Genomic DNA, 18,577 nt, shown 5'->3' on the forward strand with positions numbered 1-18,577 from the left:
GGAGACAGATGATGCAAGGTTTGAAGGATAAGGACCTCTTTCGCCAGACGGGCTTGATCGGCGGCGCGTGGAAGGCCGCGGCATCGGGCAAGGCGGTCGACGTGATCGACCCGGCGACGCAGGCGGTAATCGGCACCGTGCCGGATATGGACGGCGGGGAAACCCGCGCGGCAATCGAAGCCGCCAATGCCGCCTTCGGGCCGTGGAAAAAGAAAACCCACGCAGAGCGTGCAGCGCTTCTCGAAAAATGGTTCGCGCTGATGATCGACAATGTCGACGATCTCGGCCTGATCCTGACCACCGAACAGGGCAAGCCGCTCGATGAGGCAAAGGGCGAAATCCGCTATGGCGCGTCCTTCGTCAAATGGTTTGCTGAAGAGGCCCGGCGTATCAGCGGCGGCACCATCCCCTCACCCACGCCGGATCGCCGTATCGTGGTGCTGAAAGAAGCAGTCGGCGTCTGCGGCATCATCACGCCGTGGAACTTTCCGAACGCCATGATCACCCGCAAGGTCGCGCCAGCACTTGCGGCCGGCTGCACCGTGGTCATCAAACCTTCGGAATTCACGCCCTATTCGGCCCTGGCGCTCGGCGTGCTCGCCGAACGGGCCGGCATTCCCGCGGGCGTCATCAACATCGTCACCGGTATGCCAACGGAAATCGGCAATGAAATCATGGCCAACGAGACGGTTCGGAAAATTTCCTTCACCGGCTCCACCCGTGTCGGCTCGCTTTTGATGCGGGGGGCTGCCGACAGCGTCAAGCGCCTGTCGCTGGAACTGGGCGGCAATGCGCCCTTCATCGTGTTCGACGATGCCGATCTCGATCTCGCCATCGAAGGCGCGCTGGTTTCGAAATTCCGCAACGGCGGCCAGACCTGCGTCTGCGCCAACCGTATTCTCGTGCAGTCGAGCGTTTATGACGCCTTTGCGAAAAAACTGGCGGATCGCGTTGACACCATGCGGGTCGGACCCGGAACCGAAGCAGGCGTTTCCATCGGCCCGATGATCAACGAGCCGGCCATCGCCAAGATCCGCGCCCATATCGATGACGCCGTTTCCAAGGGCGCAAAGATCATCACCAAACCACATGACCTGCCGGAAGGTCCGCAATATACCGCCCCCGTGGTGCTGACCGGCGCCACGACCGGGATGCGGCTGGCAAGCGAAGAAACCTTCGGACCGGTGGCACCGCTCTTCCGTTTCGAGACGGAAGAAGAAGCCATCGCCATCGCCAACGGCACGCCCTTCGGCCTTGCCGCTTATTTCTATACCGAAAGCCTGAAACGCGCCTGGCGTGTGGGCGAGGCGCTGGAATTCGGCATGGTCGGCCTCAACACCGGCGCGATCTCCACCGAAGTCGCCCCCTTTGGCGGCGTCAAGCAATCCGGCCTCGGCCGTGAGGGCGCACAGGTCGGCATCGAGGAATATCTGGAGATCAAGACGTTTCATATTGGCGGGCTTGCCTGACGCCTGTTTTTCTCCCCGCCTAAAGGGCCGCTCCGCGGCCCTTCTTTTTGTGTGGAGGCAACAAAAAAGCGGCCTGAAGGCCGCTGGAATATGGAGATGCCCCTCTCCTCCGTCATCCTCGGGCTTGACCCGAGGATCCATTCTTCCGCGGCCGTGGATCCTCGGGTCAAGCCCGAGGATGACGTCGAGTGTGGAAGCGGCCTCTCAGCGTCGACCCCCGACTTCTACTGAATCTTATCCAGCATCTTGTAATAGAGGCCCACGATCGGCAGGAACCACGGCTTGCCGAAATGACCCGGCACCGCCGGCCATTCCAGCCCCTTCAGCGGGTTGTTATCCGGCCGCCCCAGAATGGCGTCGGCCATGATCATGCCGAGATGGGTGGAAAACTGCGCGCCGTGGCCGGAATAGCCCATGGCGTACCAGACGCCGTCATGGAAACCGGCGCGCGGATAACGGTCCTTGGTCATGTCCACCAGACCGCCCCAGCAATAATCGATCGGCACATGCGAGAGCTGCGGGAAAATGCGATGCAGGCTTTCCGTCAGGATAGCACCGCTTTTGGCGTCCGAACGCTGGTCCGACGTGGCGGAAAAGCGCGCACGGCCGCCGAAGATCAGCCGCTTATCCGGCGCGAGCCGGAAATAATTGCCGATATTCATCGAGTTGACATAGGTGCGGTTGCCCGGAACCGAAGCCCGAACCTCCGCATCCGTCAGCGGTCGCGTCGCGATGATGAAGCTACCGACGGCGATGATGCGGCGACGGAAATAGCTAAAACCAGAGGGCGTGTAAGCGCCGGTCGCCACCAGAACATTGTTGGCCGTCACCTTGCCGCGCGGGGTTTCCAGTTCATAGGTTCTGCCGTTCTGGGTATGCTTCGTCACCGCCGCATTTTCGAAGATCACCGCGCCATGACGGCTGGCGGCTTCGGCGAGGCCGGCCACATAGCGGCCCATATGCATCATCGCGCTCTTCTTCGAGAGCATCGCGCCATAAAAGGGCGAGCCTATCTCCGCCTTGAGATCGGCGGCGGAAAGAAGCGCCGTATCGGGATCGACCTCGGCATGCAGCGCCTCGAAATTCTTCGCCAGACCTTCGAAATGCTGCGGCTTGGAGGCAAGCTTCAGCTTGCCCGAGCGGCGGAAGTTGCAATCGATGCCTTCCTCCGCGATCAGGCCCTCCAGCGTATCGATGGAGGAATCGAGCGTCCGGTAAAGGGCGATCGCACGTTCCTTGCCAAGCTCGGCCTTGGCGGAGAGATAGGAATGGGCGAGACCATTGTTGAGATGCCCGCCATTGCGGCCGGAGGCGCCCCAGCCGACCCGTTCCCCTTCAAGAACGACCACCCGCGCGCCGGCCTTGGCCAGCTGGCGCGCGGCCCCGAGACCGGTGAAACCTCCACCGATGACGGCGACATCGTAATGACCTTCAACGGGACCTTGCGCGGCACCTGAAAATTGCGGCGCGGTATCGTGCCAATAGGAGACGAACTTCATGGTCCCGACCTTTCCTTACAATCCAACCACGCCTGCCAGGCCGGAAATATCGGCGATTTCGACATAACCGTAATAGGGATTGGCGGGCTCGTGGCCACGATTGACCCAGACCTTGTTCTTGATGCCGAGATCATGGGCCGACATCAGATCGTAACGGAACGAGGAGGAAACATGCAGCATGTCTTCCGGACCGCAGCCCAGCATGTCGAACATATATTCGAAAGCCTTGAAGCGCGGCTTGTAGGCCTGTGCCTGCTCGGCGGTGTAAACCGCGTGGAAGGGCGCGCCAAGCTTTTCGACATTCGACATGATCTGCGAATTCATGGCGTTGGACAGGATGACGAGGGGAATTTCCTTCGCAACCTTGGCGAGCCCGGCCGGAACATCAGCATGCGGGCCCCAGGTCGGAACGCGCTCGTAAACGAAGGTGGCATCCTCATCCTTGAAGGCCACGCCATTGCGCTTGCAGCTGCGCGAAAGCGAATTGTGAACCACCTGGGCATAGGGCTTCCAGTCGCCCATGATCTCATCCAGACGATAGGCAGCAAAATTCTTGATGAACTGCTGCATCTGCGCTTCGTCGAGACGATCGCCATAGAGATCGCGGGCGGCCTCTGCCATCTGGAAATTGATCAGCGTGCCGTAGCAATCGAAGGAGATGTATTTCGGGCGGAAGATGGTCATGTCGTCGTCATCCTTGCTTGGGGATCGGCCGTGCCGGAATGAATTGATCATAGAAAGCCTTTGCCCGGTCGGCGCACCGCAATTGCCATCAGCGGAAGCAGATTGTTGCGTATGCAGCCGCCAGTTTGGCAGAGAGTTGCGTTGAGGCATACCGGAAGTAATCGTCGGTCCCCGGTTTAAGCCCGGATGCGGATAAGATGCGGCATAAGATGCGGCGGCGGATAAAAGCAACAGCGAAACATATCGAACCTTCCCATTTGTCGGGACAATCTTCTTCCCGCCTCGGTCTATCAATGAATAAGCAGAAAAATGGAGTTCCGGCATGCAAGCGAGCCTGATCGATATCCAAACGTTTCAACCGGACCACCTCGACGCGGCCGTTGAACTTTCCCGTCAGGCCGGCTGGCCGCACCGGAAGGAAGACTGGGCGCTGGTTCTTTCCCTGAGCAAGGGTTTCGTCGCCGTGGAAAATGGACGCGTCGTCGGAACCGCCATGGCGACGATGCTCGGGGATACCTGCGCCACCGTCAATATGGTGATCGTGGACGAGAGCATGCGCGGCCGCGGTCTCGGGCGTCAGCTGATGAAAGCAGCGATGGATGCAGCAGAAAATCGCGAGTGCCGTCTGGTGGCCACGGCTGATGGCCTGCCTCTCTACGAAAAAATGGGCTTCGCCGCCTGCGGTGAAGTACTTCAGCATCAGGGCACTCCCGTACAGACAAACAGGCCGCAGGGTGTGGCCTGGGCGGAAACCATTGATCCGGTCGAACTTGCCGCACTCGATGCGCAGGCTTTTGGCGCGGACCGCACCGCGCTCTTTGCGGTGCTTGCCGAAAGGGCGCGTTTCGCACTTGTGCAGGAACAGGGCGTCATCAGAGGCTTTGCCGCACTTCGCGCTTTCGGACGCGGCGAAGTCATCGGCCCGGTGGTGGCAGAAAATGCTGAAATCGCGAAAGATCTGATCGCATTCGTGTTTTCGCAACGTCCCGGCGCTTTTCTTCGTGTGGACACCACGGCCGACACGGGCCTTGCCCCCTGGCTTACCGAACACGGTCTTGGCCATGTCGGTGGCGGCATCGCCATGCGCCGGCCGAAGGCCGAAATCTCCGCCGACAAAAAACTGAAAACATTCGCATTGACCAGCCAGGCGCTGGGCTGACCTGCAGGCTGAATCTGGAGAGACCCATGTTAAGCAATTCACTGATCGAACTGGACCGCGCCCATCTGGTGCACCCCGTCTCCTCCTTCCGCGGCCATGAAAAGCTGGGCGTGCGGGTGCTGCAATCGGCAAAGGGCGCCACGGTCACCGACATGACTGGCCACCAGCTCATCGACGGTTTTGCCGGCCTGTGGTGCGTCAATGCCGGTTATGGCCATGACAGTATCGTCGAAGCGGCGGCAAAGCAGATGCGGGAACTGCCCTATGCGACTGCCTATTTCGACATTGGCAGCGAACCGGCGATCCGGCTGGCCTCGGAACTTGCGGACCGCGCGCCAGGCGATCTCAACCACGTTTATTTCACCCTTGGCGGTTCCGATGCGGTCGATAGCACCATTCGCTTCATCCGCTATTACTGGCACGCCAAGGGCCAGCCGCAGCGCGACCAGTTCATTTCCATCGAACAGGGTTATCACGGCTCCACCACCGCCGGCTCGGGCCTCACCGCCCTGCCCGCCTTCCATGCCGGTTTCGGCGTGCCGTACGACTGGCAGCATAAAATCCCGTCGCATTACGCCTATCGCAATCCGGTCGGCAACGATCCGGCCGCCATCATTGCCTCCTCCCTGCAAATTCTGAAAGACAAGATCGAAGCCATCGGCCCTGATCGGGTCGCCGCTTTTTATGCCGAGCCCATTCAGGGTTCAGGCGGTGTTCTCGTCCCGCCGCCGGGCTGGATCAAGGCGATGCGTGAGCTCTGCCGTTCCTATGGCATCCTCTTCGTCGCCGATGAAGTCATCACCGGCTTTGGCCGCACGGGACCACTGTTTGCCTGTGCCGACGAGGATATCGTTCCGGACTTCATCACCGCCGCCAAGGGCCTCACCTCCGGCTATGTGCCGATGGGCGCCGTCTTCATGGCCGACCATGTTTATGATACAATAGCCGACTTTGCCGGCGATGCGGCCGTCGGGCATGGTTATACCTATTCCGCCCACCCCGTCAGCGCCGCCGTTGGTCTGGAAGTGCTGAAACTTTATGAGGGCGGGCTGCTGGAAAACGGCCGCCGGGCCGGTCAGCGGCTGATGGCCGGACTGGAAAGCCTCAGAAGCCACCCGCTGGTTGGTGACGTCCGTGGTCGCGGCATGCTCGCCGCCATCGAGCTTGTAACCGACAAGGAAAGGAAAACCCCGCTGCCGGCAGCGGCGGCCCCTGCACGCAAGGTTTTCGATCGCGCCTGGGAAAACGGTTTGATCGTGCGCGCCTTCGCAAATGGCATCCTCGGTTATGCGCCGCCGCTCTGCTGCACCGATAGCGAGATCGACGCCATTGTAGAGCGCACCCTGAAGACGCTCGACCAGACGCTCGAGGACCCGGCCGTGCGGGCAGCGGTCGCCTGAGGCGAAAGACGGAAATCGTTGCGACACCTTCTCGAAATGTCGCAACGCCGCACATATTCGCAATATTCTGCTAAAGAGCCGATCCTTTTCGGCGAATCCGGCGTGCTGGAAGTGCCAAACTAACCTTAGAAAAAGCACTAAACACCACGAAAACAGGTGTTTTGAAGAATGGGAACGGGGCAAGGATCCCGTCCGGGAACAGAATAAAATGCCGCAACCTCCCCAAGAGACGAGGCGGCACAGCGGAGACCGACATTGTCCAAAAAACTGAGCGACTTCAAATATATGAGCTTCGACGTGGTGGGAACCCTCATCGATTTCGAAGGCGGCCTGAAATCGACCCTGACACAGATTGGCGCCGAACACGGCGTTGAGGTCGATGGTGAAAAAGCGCTGGGTCTTTACCGCGCGGCGCGTTACTCCGATGCGACCGACCTGTTTCCGGACGATCTCGTCCGTGTCTACCTGATCATCGCTCCAGAACTGGGCTTGCCGGCGGAGCGCGCCCTTGGCGAGCGCCTGCGCGATGCTGCAAAGACCTGGAAAGGTTTCGAAGACAGCCGTGCCGCCATGGCAGAGCTTGCAAAGACGCATCGTCTGATCGCCATGACCAATGCCCAGCGCTGGGCTTTCGAATATTTCTCAAAGGAACTCGGCAATCCCTTTTATGCGGCGTTCACGGCGGATGATACCGGCACTGAAAAACCGGACCCCGCCTTCTTCGAAAAGGTTTTTGCCTTTGTTGAGAGCGAAGGCGCGTCGAAGGACGACATCCTGCATGTGGCACAAAGCCAGTACCACGATATCGGCATTTCCCGGAAGCTCGGCATGACCAATTGCTGGATCGAGCGTCGTCACGCCCAGAAGGGATATGGCGGCACGATCGAGCCGGAAAACTTTACCGAGCCGGACTATCACTTCACATCCATGGCCGGCCTGGCCGAGGCCGCGAAACAGACAGGCGGCTGAACCGCCTTTGCCTATCGCATGGCGCGAACTGGGACGCGACGTGCCGGAAATTTCTCAAGACGCATTTTAACAAATCATACAAAAGGGGAAGACCATGAGTGACAGGATTACAAACTGGACCCGCTCCGACGATGCCGCCGTTGAACAGGCGATCCGACGCGGTGCAACGCGGCGCGAACTGCTTCACATGATGCTGGCGGGCGGCGTGGCGCTTTCCGCCGGTTCGGCCATTCTGGGCCGCGCCTCGCAGGCCGTGGCGGCCACGCCCGTTTCCGGCGGTTCGCTGAAGGCGGCGGGCTGGTCTTCGTCGACGGCCGATACGCTCGACCCGGCGAAAGCCTCGCTATCCACGGACTATGTCCGCTGCTGCGCGCTCTACAACCGGCTGAGCTTCCTCGATGTTTCCGGCACGCCGCAAATGGAACTGGCCGAATCCATCGAATCGAAAGATGCCAAGACCTGGACGGTAAAACTGCGTTCCGGCGTTACCTTCCATGACGGCAAGGCGCTGACCGCCGACGACGTGGTCTACTCGCTGAAACGCCATCTCGATCCGGCCGTCGGCTCCAAGGTCGCCAAGATCGCCGCCCAGATGACCGGCTTCAAGGCTGTCGACAAGAGCACCCTGGAAATCACGCTTGCAAATGCGAATGCCGACCTGCCATCGATTCTGGCCCTGCACCATTTCATGATCGTCGCCGATGGCACCACGGACTTCTCCAAGGGCAACGGCACCGGCGCCTTCAAACTCGAGAAATTCGAGCCGGGTGTGCGTTCGATCATGGCCAAGAATACCAATTACTGGAAGTCCGGCGGCCCGCACATCGACAGTTTCGAATTCATGGCGATTTCCGACGACAATGCCCGCGTCAACGCCCTTCTTTCCGGCGATATCCAGCTTGCTGCCGCCATCAATCCGCGTGCGCTTCGCCTGCTGGACAAGCAGGAAGGCGTCGTTCTGTCAAAGACGACATCCGGCAATTATACCAACCTCAACATGAGGCTGGACCAGGCGCCCGGCAACAATGCCGATTTCGTTGCCGGCATGAAGTCGATCGTCAATCGCGAACAGATCGTCAAGGCGGCCCTGCGCGGCCTCGGCGAAGTCGGCAACGACCAGCCGGTACCGCCGATGAACCCCTATCACAATCCGGATCTGAAGCCGAAAGCCTTCGACCCGGACAAGGCGAAGTTCCACTTCGAAAAGGCAGGTCTTATCGGCCAGTCCATTCCGGTGATCGCGTCGGATGCGGCAGCCTCTTCCGTCGACATGGCGATGATCATCCAGGCCTCCGCCGCCGAAATCGGCGTCAAGCTCGACGTACAGCGTGTTCCCTCCGATGGCTACTGGAGCAATTACTGGCTGAAGGCGCCGGTTCACTTCGGCAACATCAATCCGCGCCCCACGCCGGATATCCTCTTCTCGCTGCTCTACGCCTCCGACGCGCCGTGGAACGAAAGCCAGTACAAGTCGCCAAAGTTCGACAAGATGATGCTCGAAGCACGCGGCATGCTGGACCTTGAAAAGCGCAAGCAGATCTACTTCGAACTGGAAACGATGATCGCCGACGAAGCCGGCACCATCATTCCCGCCTATATTTCGAATGTCGACGCCATCAGCTCCAAGCTGAAGGGGCTGGAAGCCAATCCGCTTGGCGGCATGATGGGTTACGCCTTTGCGGAATACGTCTGGCTCGAAGCCTGATAGACCATGGGGCCGGGCGTGAAAGCGCCCGGCAACCTTTCCGCTGGTGCGGAAAGCCTATTTGTCAGGCGGGTCGCAGCAGGAGCATGTGAATGAACAGCCGGATATTATCCCTTATCGCCAGGCGGCTGGTCGTCATGCTGACGACCCTGCTTATCGTGTCATTTATCGTCTTTTCCGCCACCAGCCTGCTGCCCGGCGATACGGCGACGATCCTTCTCGGCCAGGCGGCAACGCCGGAGGCCGTGGCCGGCCTGCGCACCGCCATGCATCTTGATGACCCGGCGCTGTTGCGTTTCGTCCGTTGGCTCTTCGGCCTGCTGCAGGGCGAACTTGGCACGTCCTACGCCAACAACATGGCGATCGCCGACCTTATCGGTCCGCGTTTCGTCAACTCCATGAAACTTGCGGGCATAACCACGGTCATTGCCGTGCCGCTGGCGCTGACGCTCGGCATCAGCGCGGCCATGCTACGTGGAACGCTTTATGACCAGGCGGTCACCGTGCTGACCATCGGCGTCATTTCCGTGCCCGAATTCATGATTGCGACGCTCGCCGTTCTGCTTTTCGCCGTTTATCTGAAATGGCTGCCAGCCCTGTCGCTGGTCACAGAGGTCAATACCCTGTTCGATGTGCTGCGTGTTTACGCCATGCCGGTCATCACTCTTACCTTTGTCGTATCGGCACAGATGATCCGCATGAGCCGCGCCGCCGTCATCGAGACACTCGATACGCCCTATGTGGAAATGGCGCTTTTGAAGGGCGCGCCGCGTATGCGCATCGTGCTTCGCCATGCGCTGCCCAATGCCCTTGGCCCCATCGTCAACGCGGTCGCGCTGTCGCTTTCCTATCTCGTCGGCGGCGTCATCATCGTCGAGACGATCTTCAATTATCCCGGCATCGCCAAGCTGATGGTCGATGGCGTCGCAACCCGCGACCTGCCGTTGATCCAGAGCTGCGCGATGATCTTTTGCGTCGGTTATCTTCTCCTCATCACCACCGCGGATATCATCGCCATCATGTCCAATCCGAGGCTGCGCTGATGGCCGACAATATCAAAACAACTTCGGGGACCTCGCGTTTGGGTTACAAGATCAACGCAGTCGGCGTTTTCGGCTTTCTCGTCATCTTCCTCTGGGCGATGGTCGCGATCTTCGCGCCCTATCTCATTCCGCATCCGGTCGGTGAAATCATCGATCTCGATTATTTCGGGCCCATGACCTCCGATCTCTGGCTCGGCTCCGACTATCTTGGTCGCGACGTCTTTTCCCGCATTCTCATGGGCGCGCGTTTCACGGTCGGCATCTCGCTTGCGGCCGTCACCATCGCCTGCACCTCCGGCGTCGTGCTCGGCATGTGCGCCGCCGTGGTTGGCGGCTGGTTCGATGCGGTGCTCAGCCGGTTTCTCGATGCCGTGAATTCCATTCCGAGCAAGCTTTTCGGCCTTGTTGTCGTCGCCGCCGTCGGCTCCTCCATACCCGTGCTGATCATCACGCTCTCTGTCATCTATACGCCGGGCGCCTATCGTTTCGCCCGGGCACTCGCCGTCAATGTCAACACCATGGATTTCGTCACCGTCGCGCGCGTGCGCGGCGAGAGCCTGCTTTACCTTATCGGCTCGGAAATCCTGCCGAACATCATCCGCCCCGTGCTTGCCGATCTCGGCGTGCGCTTCGTCTTCATCGTGCTGCTTCTATCGGGCCTCTCCTTCCTCGGCCTTGGCCTGCAGCCGCCCAATGCAGACTGGGGCGCGCTGGTGCGCGAAAATATCGGCGGCCTGCCCTTTGCCGCACCGGCCGTGATCTTCCCGTCTCTGGCGATCGCCAGCCTGACGATCAGCGTCAACCTGCTGATCGACAATCTGCCGCAGAAAATCCGCGACAGGAGCGAATAATGACCAATCTCGTTGAAATCCGTGGACTGAAAGTCGAGGCCACCACCGATTCCGGCCGCCGTGTCCAGATCATCAAGGGCGTCGACATCGATATCGCCGAAGGCGAGATCGTTGCGCTGATCGGTGAAAGCGGCTCCGGCAAGACCACCATCGCACTGACGCTGATGGGCTATGCCCGCCCCGGCTGCCGCATTTCCGGCGGCAGCGTCACGGTGGCGGGCCGGGACATGGTGCAACTGTCCGAAGCCGAGCGTGCCAGGATTCGCGGCACGAAAATCTCCTATGTCCCGCAGAGCGCCGCCGCCGCCTTCAACCCGGCGCAGAAGATCATCGATCAGGTCATCGAAGTCACACGCATCCATCATCTGATGCCGCCGCAGGAGGCACGCGTCAAAGCGGTGGAACTGTTCAAGGCATTGTCGCTACCCAATCCGGAAACCATCGGCGAGCGTTACCCCCACCAGGTCTCCGGCGGCCAGCTGCAGCGTCTTTCCGCCGCCATGGCGCTGATCGGCAACCCGGAATTGGTCATCTTCGATGAACCGACCACGGCGCTCGACGTGACGACACAGATCGAGGTCCTGCGCGCCTTCAAGTCGGCGATGCGCAAGGGCGGCATCGGCGGCGTCTATGTTTCCCACGATCTTGCGGTCGTCGCCCAGATCGCCGACCGGATTGTCGTTCTGAAAGGCGGCGAGGTTCAGGAAACCGGTACGACCACCCAGATTCTGGAGAATGCGCAGCATCCCTATACGCGCGAATTGCTGACCGCCTTTAACGACAAGGTGCGTGCAGTCACCCCGCTCAAACGAAATGACGCGACACCGCTCCTCGATATCGAGAAACTGATCGCGGGCTACGGTACCAAGGGTGAAGACCGGATGCCGCTGGTGCGCGCGGTGGATTCCGTCAGCCTCTCTGTCTATCCCGGCCGCAATCTCGGCATTATCGGCGAGTCCGGCTGCGGAAAATCGACGCTGGCGCGTGCCATTGCCGGCATTCTGCCCGCCGCAAGCGGTCATGTCATCTTCGAAGGCCGCGAACTGGATACCGACGCACGACGACGCACGAGCGATCAACTGCGCCGTATGCAGATCGTTTTCCAATATGCCGATACCGCGCTCAACCCGTCGAAGCCCATTGAGGATATTCTCGGCCGGCCTCTGACCTTCTATCATGGCATGAAAGGCAAGGCGCGCGATGCGCGGATCGACCAGCTTCTCGATATGGTGAAGTTGCCGCGCTCCGTCCGCCACCGCCATCCCTCCGGCCTGTCAGGCGGACAGAAACAGCGCGTCAATTTCGCCCGTGCACTCGCGGCCGAACCGTCGCTCATCATCTGCGATGAAATCACCTCGGCGCTGGATACGGTTGTCGCAGCCGCGATCATCGACCTGCTCGGCGAATTGCAACGCGAACTCGGCCTCTCCTACATCTTCATCAGCCACGATCTTTCAGTGGTGGAAACCATCTGCGACGAGATCGTCGTGATGTATGGCGGGAAGCAGGTGGAACATCTGGAGACCGAGGCGATCAAGGCGCCGACGCATCCCTATTCGAAGCTGCTCTTCTCCTCGGTGCCGAAACTGGACCCGAAATGGCTTGATAATCTTCAGCAGGATGCGGAGCTGGTGCGGGCGTTTTCGAAAAGATGAGAGGCTTGAAGATAGCCGGACTGACGAGATAGACACACTGCATTCACCTCGACGTCGTCCTCGCCCTTGAGGCGAGGATCCATCCATTTCGACGGCCTATGGATCCTCGGGACAGGCCCGAGGATGACGTCGAGATTGGGGATATCCTACTGAGGAAACGCCCTTTTATTTCAAAGCGGAAACAGGCTGGTCAGCGGCATATGGGATTTGACGATCGGTGATTTCAGCACCACGAAGCTGAAATATTTGTCGATACCGACATCCATATCGATCAGGCGCTCCATGATCGACTGATATTCGACAATGCCGGAAGTCATGAATTTCAGCAGATAATCGTAACCGCCTGAAACGAGGTGACATTCCACCACCTGGTCGATCTTTTCGATGACGCCCAGGAAGCGGGCGAAATCGATCTGGCGGTGGTTCTTCAGCGTGATCTCCGTAAACACCGTGAGCGTCTGGCCGAGCTTGTTGATGTTGATCTGCGCCGAATACCCTTCGATATAACCTTCGGCCTGAAGCTTCTTGACCCGCATCAGGCAGGGGCTTGGCGAAAGATTGACAAGCTCCGCCAGCTCCACATTGGTGATGCGTCCATTTTTCTGGAGTTCGTAGAGGATCTTGATATCGATCCGATCAAGTTTCATCACGTGAGGAACCCCTTTTTTGTTTTTCTACTCGCGGCATAAAATTCTGACGCGGCATTGGAAATCTTATCACATGCGCCAGCCCTGTCGACGCGGGGATATTTTTTTTCATGCAGCATAAAGAGTTGCAGACATGGCCCTGAACAGCAGGAGATTCCGACAATCGGCCCAGTCTGGCAGCGTTTACCCGGTGACCAAGGTAAATTAGTAGGAAGATAAGGAGTCCGACATGCCTGCGCCGCTGCAACAGATCACGACCTCGCCGGAATTGCCGAAATCCGCGGACGCCGTCATTATTGGCGGCGGCATCGTCGGCGTTTTCGCTGCCTATTATCTCGCCCGGCGCGGCCTGAAAGTGGCTCTTGTCGAAAAGGGCCTGATCGGCGCGGAGCAATCCAGCCGCAACTGGGGCTGGTGCCGGCAGCAGAACCGCGACGCCCGCGAATTGCCGATCTCGACACAGAGCCTGACGCTCTGGGATCAATTTGCTGCCGAAAGCGGTGAGGACACCGGGTTTCGCCGCTGCGGATTGTTTTACCTGAGCGACAATGAGGCCGAACTTGCGGGCTGGGCGCGCTGGCGCGATTTTGCCATCACCGCAGGCGTGACAACCCATATGCTGAGCGCGGACGAGGCGAGCGAACGTGGACGCAGCACCGGAAAACGCTGGAAGGGCGGCGTCTTTTCGCCGACGGATGGCACGGCCGATCCTTCGATGGCGGCCCCGGCCGTTGCACGCGCCATCATGAAGCTGGGCGGCACGGTGCATCAGAACTGCGCGGCGCGGGGTCTGGAAACGGAAAGCGGCCGCGTCAGCGCCGTCGTCACTGAAAAAGGCACGATCCGTACCAAGACGGCCATCATGTCCGGTGGTGCCTGGGCTTCGTCCTTCTGCCGCCAGCTCGGCATCCGGTTTCCGCAGGCCTCCGTCCGCTCTTCCATCCTGTCCGTCACACCAGGCGCGGAAGGTCTGCCGGATGCGCTGCACACCGCTGCCGTTTCCGCCACGCGGCGCAAAAACGGCGGTTATACCCTCGCCATCAGCGGCCTTGGACGCATCGATCCGACAGCACAGCAGATGCGGTTTGCGCGCGAATTCATTCCGATGTTCCTCAAGCGCTGGCGCAGCCTGCGGCCGGGTGGGCTTGAAGGTATTCGTGGCGGCCATGAAACGCTGAAACGCTGGCGGCTCGATGCGCCAACACCGATGGAGCGGGTTCGCATTCTCGATCCGAAACCCAATGCCGCCGCTATCCGCGAGACCCATAGAAGAGCACAGGAACTTCTGCCAGCGCTCCGCAGAATCCAGATTTCCGCTGCCTGGGCCGGTTTCATCGACAGCACGCCGGATGGCGTGCCCGCGATTGGCGAGACAAGTGAATTGCCCGGTTTCATCCTCGCCGCCGGTTTCAGCGGCCATGGTTTCGGCATCGGCCCGGGCGCCGGCCATCTGATCGCCGATATCGTGACGGGTTCAAACCCGATCGTCGATCCTGCTCCCTATCACCCCAGCCGTTTCCTTGGCTCGTCATGGGGCAAGGTCGCTGATTTCTGATTCTTCTGTTTGAAGCGGCTGGCGGACAGAACAATACCCGCAAAGCATAACCTGCGGGTATTGCCGTCCGTCGCATTTTTTCGACCGGTCAGCTCTTCGGCAGGCCGGGTGGGTTGGTTCGCGATTCAGGTAAGGCCTCTTCCGCAAGCTGCCAGCGCTCCAGTATCTTCGCGTAAGCGCCGCTCTTGATCAGATCATTGGTCGCGAGCGTCAAAGCATCGGCCAGTCCCGAACCCTTGCGGGTGGTGATGGCGACGTCAGAGCGTTCCGGCCAGCCGGCGGACAGGGTTCCGACACGCTTGATGGTCTTGTCGCGCGCGGCGATGAAGACCAGCTGCGCATGCGGCTGGACGATCACGTCCGCCCGCCCGGCAGAAAGCGCGACAAGCCGGGTGGCTTCGTCGTCGTAATATTGCAGCTCGAGCGGCTTTAGCCCCGCGGCGACATTCTCGTCGTTCCATTTCAGCAGGATACGCTCCTGATTGGTGCCGGCGCCAACGATGATCCTCAGACCGGCCGCATCCTTCGGTTCCCGGATGGCGGTAATGCCGCTGTCGGACTTGACGAAGAAACCATGCAGGCCCTGACGATAGGTGGAGAAATCGAACTTCTCCTTGCGCTGCTCTGTCACCCCGACATTGGAGATGACGGCATCATATTTGCCGGAAGCAAGCCCCAGCGGCCAGTCGGCCCAGGCGACAGCCACCAGCTCCAGCTCGAGCCCGAGACTGTCGGCTACAGCCAGGGCATAATCCGGATCGGCACCCACCACCGTCTTCGCATCCGTCGCATAGGTCGCGAGCGGCGGTCCTCCGGGGGCAACCGCGACGGTGAATTTGCCCGGTGTGATGAATTTGAAATCTTTCGGAATGGCAGCAATCGCGCCAGGGTCTTTTTCAACCCTGATCCGGCCGGGCTGGTCCGGCGACAGATCGAAAACATCCGTTGCAAAAGCCGATCCAAAACCGGCGACGGAAAGAAAAGCACCGAGCGTGGCCGAAGCGAGACGAGAGGTGAAGGTCATTCTGGTTTCCCGATAAAATCACTGCGGGACGGAGGTAGCGCGGGCGGGAGGAGCCCGCGCTACCGGCTGAGTGATGTCCCACCTTCAACTCAGCGTGTTGGCAACCCAGCTCAGGGCGATTGAGCCCGCTGGAAAGTCGACCATCAGCTCTTGGGCAGGCCGGGCGGATTGGTGCGGGATTCGGTGACGGCCTCAGAGCCAAGGTTCCAGCGGGCAAGAACCTTGCCGTAATTGCCGTTCTTGATCTGGGCATTCAGCGCCGCCGTGATGGCTTCGGCAATGCCGGCATCCTTTTTGGAGGCGACGGCGATTTCGGCCGCTTCCGGCCAGCCGCCGGAAAAGGTGCCAACGAGCCTCGTCTTCTTCTGGCTTGCCGCCTGGAAGGCCGATGTTGCGTTGGGGCCGAGATAGGCGTCCGCGCGACCGGATTGCAGGGCGACATCAAGCACGGCCTGATCGTCGTAATATTGCACCTCGGTGTCGGCCAAGCCCTTGGCCTTGTTATCCTTGATCCATTTCAGCAGGATCTGTTCCTGATTGGTGGCTGCACCGACAATGACCTTCAGCCCGGCCACGTCCTCGGGCTTGCTGACGGTCGTCACCTTGCTGTTATTGCCCACGTAAAAGCCGAGCAGGTCGTTGCGGTAGCTGGAGAAATCGAACTTTTCCTTGCGCGCTTCCGTCACCGTGATGTTGGAAGTGACGGCATCATATTTACCGGATGTCAGACCCAGCGGCCAATCGGCCCAGGCAATCGGAACGAGCTGAAGTTCAAGGCCGAGGCTGTCGGCAACCAGCTGGGCGATATCCGGCTCCACGCCAATCGGCGTTTTCGTGTCGCTCGCATAATCGACCAGCGGCAAGCGGAACGGTACGGTCGCGACCGTCAGCTTTCCATCGGCGATGAACTTGTGGCTGGTCGGAAGAAGCTTGATCGCCTCTTCCACTTTCTCGGCGCGCACTCGCCCCTTCTGTTCCGGAGAAAGATCGACCTCCTGTGCGTGTGCGGCCGGGATGAGCGCGGTGGTGGCGGAGAAAAGACCGCCGGCAAGCAATGATAATAGTTTCGATGAAAATGCCATGTGAGTGTTTCCCTTGTTTTTTGGTTAGAGAACTTTTGCGAGGAATTCGGCGGTGCGGGGATGATCCGGGCTGCTGAACACCTTTTCCGGCGTACCCGTTTCGATGATGCGGCCCTGCTCCATGAAGACGACCCTGTCGGAGACTTCGCGGGCAAAACCGATTTCATGGGTAACGATGATGAGCGTGACCCCGGAGCGGGAAAGCTCCTTGATGACATCAAGCACCTCGTTGACGAGTTCAGGATCGAGCGCGGATGTCGGCTCGTCGAACAGCAGCACCTTCGGCCGCAATGCCAGCGCCCGGGCAATCGCCACGCGCTGTTGCTGCCCGCCGGAAAGCTGGCGGGGATAGGCGCCGGCTTTTTCGGCAAGGCCGACACGCGCCAGAAGATCGCGCGCCTCGGCCTCGGCCTGCTCTTTCGAAATGCCTCGAACGGCGATGGGCGCTTCGATGATGTTTTCAAGCGCAGTCAGATGCGGGAACAGGTTGAAGCTCTGGAACACCATGCCCACTTCGGCGCGGCGCTTGAGGATTTCCCGTTCCTTCAGTTCGTAAAGCGTGTCGCCCTTTTGACGATAGCCGACCAGTTCGCCGTCTATGGCGATGAAACCGTCATCGACGCGCTCCAGATGGTTGATGGAGCGCAGCAAGGTGGACTTGCCGGAGCCGGACTGACCGAGAATGGTGGTGACGCTGCCCGCCGGAATGGAAAGGCTGATATCATCCAGCACCTTGAGCGACCCGAAGGATTTCGAAACACCGTGAATATTGACCGACCCGCCGCGATTTCCGAGCTGGAAGCTGGCGGCAGGCGTGGACACCGCGCGCTCTGCCCTTGTCGCAACCGACACCGCCGTTTCCACGGCTTCAGGCAAAGGCTTGCGTGGCAGAAAAGTGCGGTAGATCGTGGCGAACAGGGACGGCGGCGGGTTGCGCAGCGCACCGCGTGAAAAATGCCGCTCGATATGGTGCTGAACGATCGAAAGCGCGGTCAGGATCACCAGATACCAGACGGTCGCGACCATCAGCAGCGGGATCACTTCCAGATTGCGGCGATAGATGATCTGGATGGTATAGAATAGCTCCGGCAGGGCTAGGATATAGACCTGCGACGTGCCCTTGGCGAGGCCGATGATATCATTGAAGGCGGTGGGCAGGATGGAGCGCATCGCCTGCGGCAGAACGATGCGGGACGCCTGCCGCCGCCGGGGAAGACCAAGTGCTGCGGCAGCTTCCAGCTGGCCCTGATCGACCGAAAGGATGCCGCCACGCACGATTTCGGATGCGAAGGCGGCCTGATTGAGCGTCAGCCCCAGAACGGCCGCCGCAAAAGGCGTCATCAGCTGCGTCGTATTCCAGCTGACGAAATTGATGCCGGTATAGGGAACGCCGATCGTCACCGTTTCATAGAGATAACCGAGATTGTTGAGGATCAGCAGCAGCACGATCAAAGGGATCGACCGGAAAATCCAGATATAGGTCCAGGAGACGGCAACCAGCAGCGGCGAGCGCGAAACGCGGGCAAGCGCCAGCAGCGTTCCGAGCACAAAACCGAACAGCGCACCGAGCGCAGTGAGCAGCAGCGTCCTGCCAAGACCGACCAGCACCGGTTCGGCGAAAAACCACTCTGCAAAGACATCCCAGCCCCAGCGCGGGTTGCCGAAGATGGAATGCAGAACGGCCGCTATGATAAGAACAGAGAAGACCGTGCCCACCGTTCGCAAGGGATAACGGGCCGGAACGATGCGAAAATGGGCATAACCGCCCTTTATCGGTTCACCCTTCTGCTCGCTCACCGCCACATGCGGAAAATCAGAGGCTATCGTCATCGGGA

The 18,577-nt window shown here is 60.0% G+C and carries 15 protein-coding genes; 9 read left to right on the forward strand and 6 right to left on the reverse strand.

Going from position 1 to position 18,577, the window contains the following annotated elements; all coding sequences use genetic code 11:
• Positions 1-11 precede the first annotated feature (11 nt).
• Positions 12-1,469 carry an NAD-dependent succinate-semialdehyde dehydrogenase gene (locus FY152_16415; protein ID UXS33755.1) on the forward strand — a complete coding sequence of 486 codons (1,458 nt, stop codon included), beginning with the start codon at positions 12-14 and terminating at the stop codon, positions 1,467-1,469.
• 224 nt (positions 1,470-1,693) lie between these two features.
• On the opposite strand, the gene FY152_16420 is transcribed toward FY152_16415, so the two are convergent.
• The gene (locus tag FY152_16420; protein ID UXS33756.1) at positions 1,694-2,968 is read right to left on the reverse strand and encodes an FAD-binding oxidoreductase; all 1,275 of its coding nucleotides are present in this window, start codon (positions 2,966-2,968) and stop codon (positions 1,694-1,696) included.
• Positions 2,969-2,983: 15 nt separating this feature from the next.
• The gene (locus tag FY152_16425) at positions 2,984-3,652 is read right to left on the reverse strand and encodes a haloacid dehalogenase type II (protein ID UXS33757.1); all 669 of its coding nucleotides are present in this window, start codon (positions 3,650-3,652) and stop codon (positions 2,984-2,986) included.
• 322 nt (positions 3,653-3,974) lie between these two features.
• Here FY152_16425 and FY152_16430 point away from each other — a divergent pair, with 322 nt between their 5' ends.
• The 7 genes from FY152_16430 to FY152_16460 all read left to right on the forward strand — a co-directional run bounded on the left by FY152_16430 (position 3,975) and on the right by FY152_16460 (position 12,434).
• Entirely contained in the window at positions 3,975-4,811 is an 837-nt protein-coding gene (locus FY152_16430) for a GNAT family N-acetyltransferase (GenBank protein UXS33758.1), read from the forward strand.
• Between the two features lie 26 nt (positions 4,812-4,837).
• Positions 4,838-6,211 (forward strand): aspartate aminotransferase family protein, encoded by a 1,374-nt coding sequence (locus FY152_16435; protein ID UXS33759.1) that lies wholly within the window; start codon positions 4,838-4,840, stop codon positions 6,209-6,211.
• A 255-nt stretch (positions 6,212-6,466) separates the two neighbouring features.
• A complete protein-coding gene (locus FY152_16440) occupies positions 6,467-7,180 on the forward strand; it encodes an HAD-IA family hydrolase (GenBank protein ID UXS33760.1) in 714 nt (237 codons plus the stop codon).
• A 94-nt stretch (positions 7,181-7,274) separates the two neighbouring features.
• A complete protein-coding gene (locus FY152_16445) occupies positions 7,275-8,885 on the forward strand; it encodes an ABC transporter substrate-binding protein (protein UXS33761.1) in 1,611 nt (536 codons plus the stop codon).
• Positions 8,886-8,977: 92 nt separating this feature from the next.
• Complete coding sequence (locus FY152_16450) at positions 8,978-9,928, forward strand: ABC transporter permease (protein ID UXS33762.1); 951 nt, start codon at positions 8,978-8,980, stop codon at positions 9,926-9,928.
• On the forward strand, positions 9,928-10,779 hold the full coding sequence (locus tag FY152_16455) for an ABC transporter permease (GenBank protein UXS33763.1): 852 nt from the start codon (positions 9,928-9,930) through the stop codon (positions 10,777-10,779). The genes FY152_16450 and FY152_16455 overlap by 1 nt, the downstream gene beginning before the upstream one ends.
• Positions 10,779-12,434, forward strand: coding sequence for an ABC transporter ATP-binding protein (locus FY152_16460; protein ID UXS33764.1), 1,656 nt, complete (start codon positions 10,779-10,781; stop codon positions 12,432-12,434). The genes FY152_16455 and FY152_16460 overlap by 1 nt, the downstream gene beginning before the upstream one ends.
• 170 nt (positions 12,435-12,604) lie before the next feature.
• On the opposite strand, the gene FY152_16465 is transcribed toward FY152_16460, so the two are convergent.
• Positions 12,605-13,081: an Lrp/AsnC family transcriptional regulator gene (locus FY152_16465; protein ID UXS35085.1), complete on the reverse strand. Its 477-nt coding sequence runs from the start codon at positions 13,079-13,081 to the stop codon at positions 12,605-12,607.
• A gap of 229 nt (positions 13,082-13,310) precedes the next feature.
• On the opposite strand from FY152_16465, the gene FY152_16470 reads away from it, so the two are divergent.
• Entirely contained in the window at positions 13,311-14,636 is a 1,326-nt protein-coding gene (locus FY152_16470; protein ID UXS33765.1) for an FAD-binding oxidoreductase, read from the forward strand.
• Between the two features lie 88 nt (positions 14,637-14,724).
• On the opposite strand, the gene FY152_16475 is transcribed toward FY152_16470, so the two are convergent.
• The 3 genes from FY152_16475 to FY152_16485 all read right to left on the reverse strand — a co-directional run bounded on the left by FY152_16475 (position 14,725) and on the right by FY152_16485 (position 18,572).
• Positions 14,725-15,660: an ABC transporter substrate-binding protein gene (locus FY152_16475; GenBank protein UXS33766.1), complete on the reverse strand. Its 936-nt coding sequence runs from the start codon at positions 15,658-15,660 to the stop codon at positions 14,725-14,727.
• A gap of 143 nt (positions 15,661-15,803) precedes the next feature.
• Positions 15,804-16,742, reverse strand: coding sequence for an ABC transporter substrate-binding protein (locus FY152_16480; protein ID UXS33767.1), 939 nt, complete (start codon positions 16,740-16,742; stop codon positions 15,804-15,806).
• A gap of 24 nt (positions 16,743-16,766) precedes the next feature.
• Positions 16,767-18,572, reverse strand: coding sequence for an amino acid ABC transporter permease/ATP-binding protein (locus tag FY152_16485; protein ID UXS33768.1), 1,806 nt, complete (start codon positions 18,570-18,572; stop codon positions 16,767-16,769).
• Between the last annotated feature and the right edge of the window lie 5 nt (positions 18,573-18,577).

Source organism: Agrobacterium tumefaciens (assembly GCA_025560025.1).
Taxonomy (GTDB): Bacteria; Pseudomonadota; Alphaproteobacteria; order Rhizobiales; family Rhizobiaceae; genus Agrobacterium.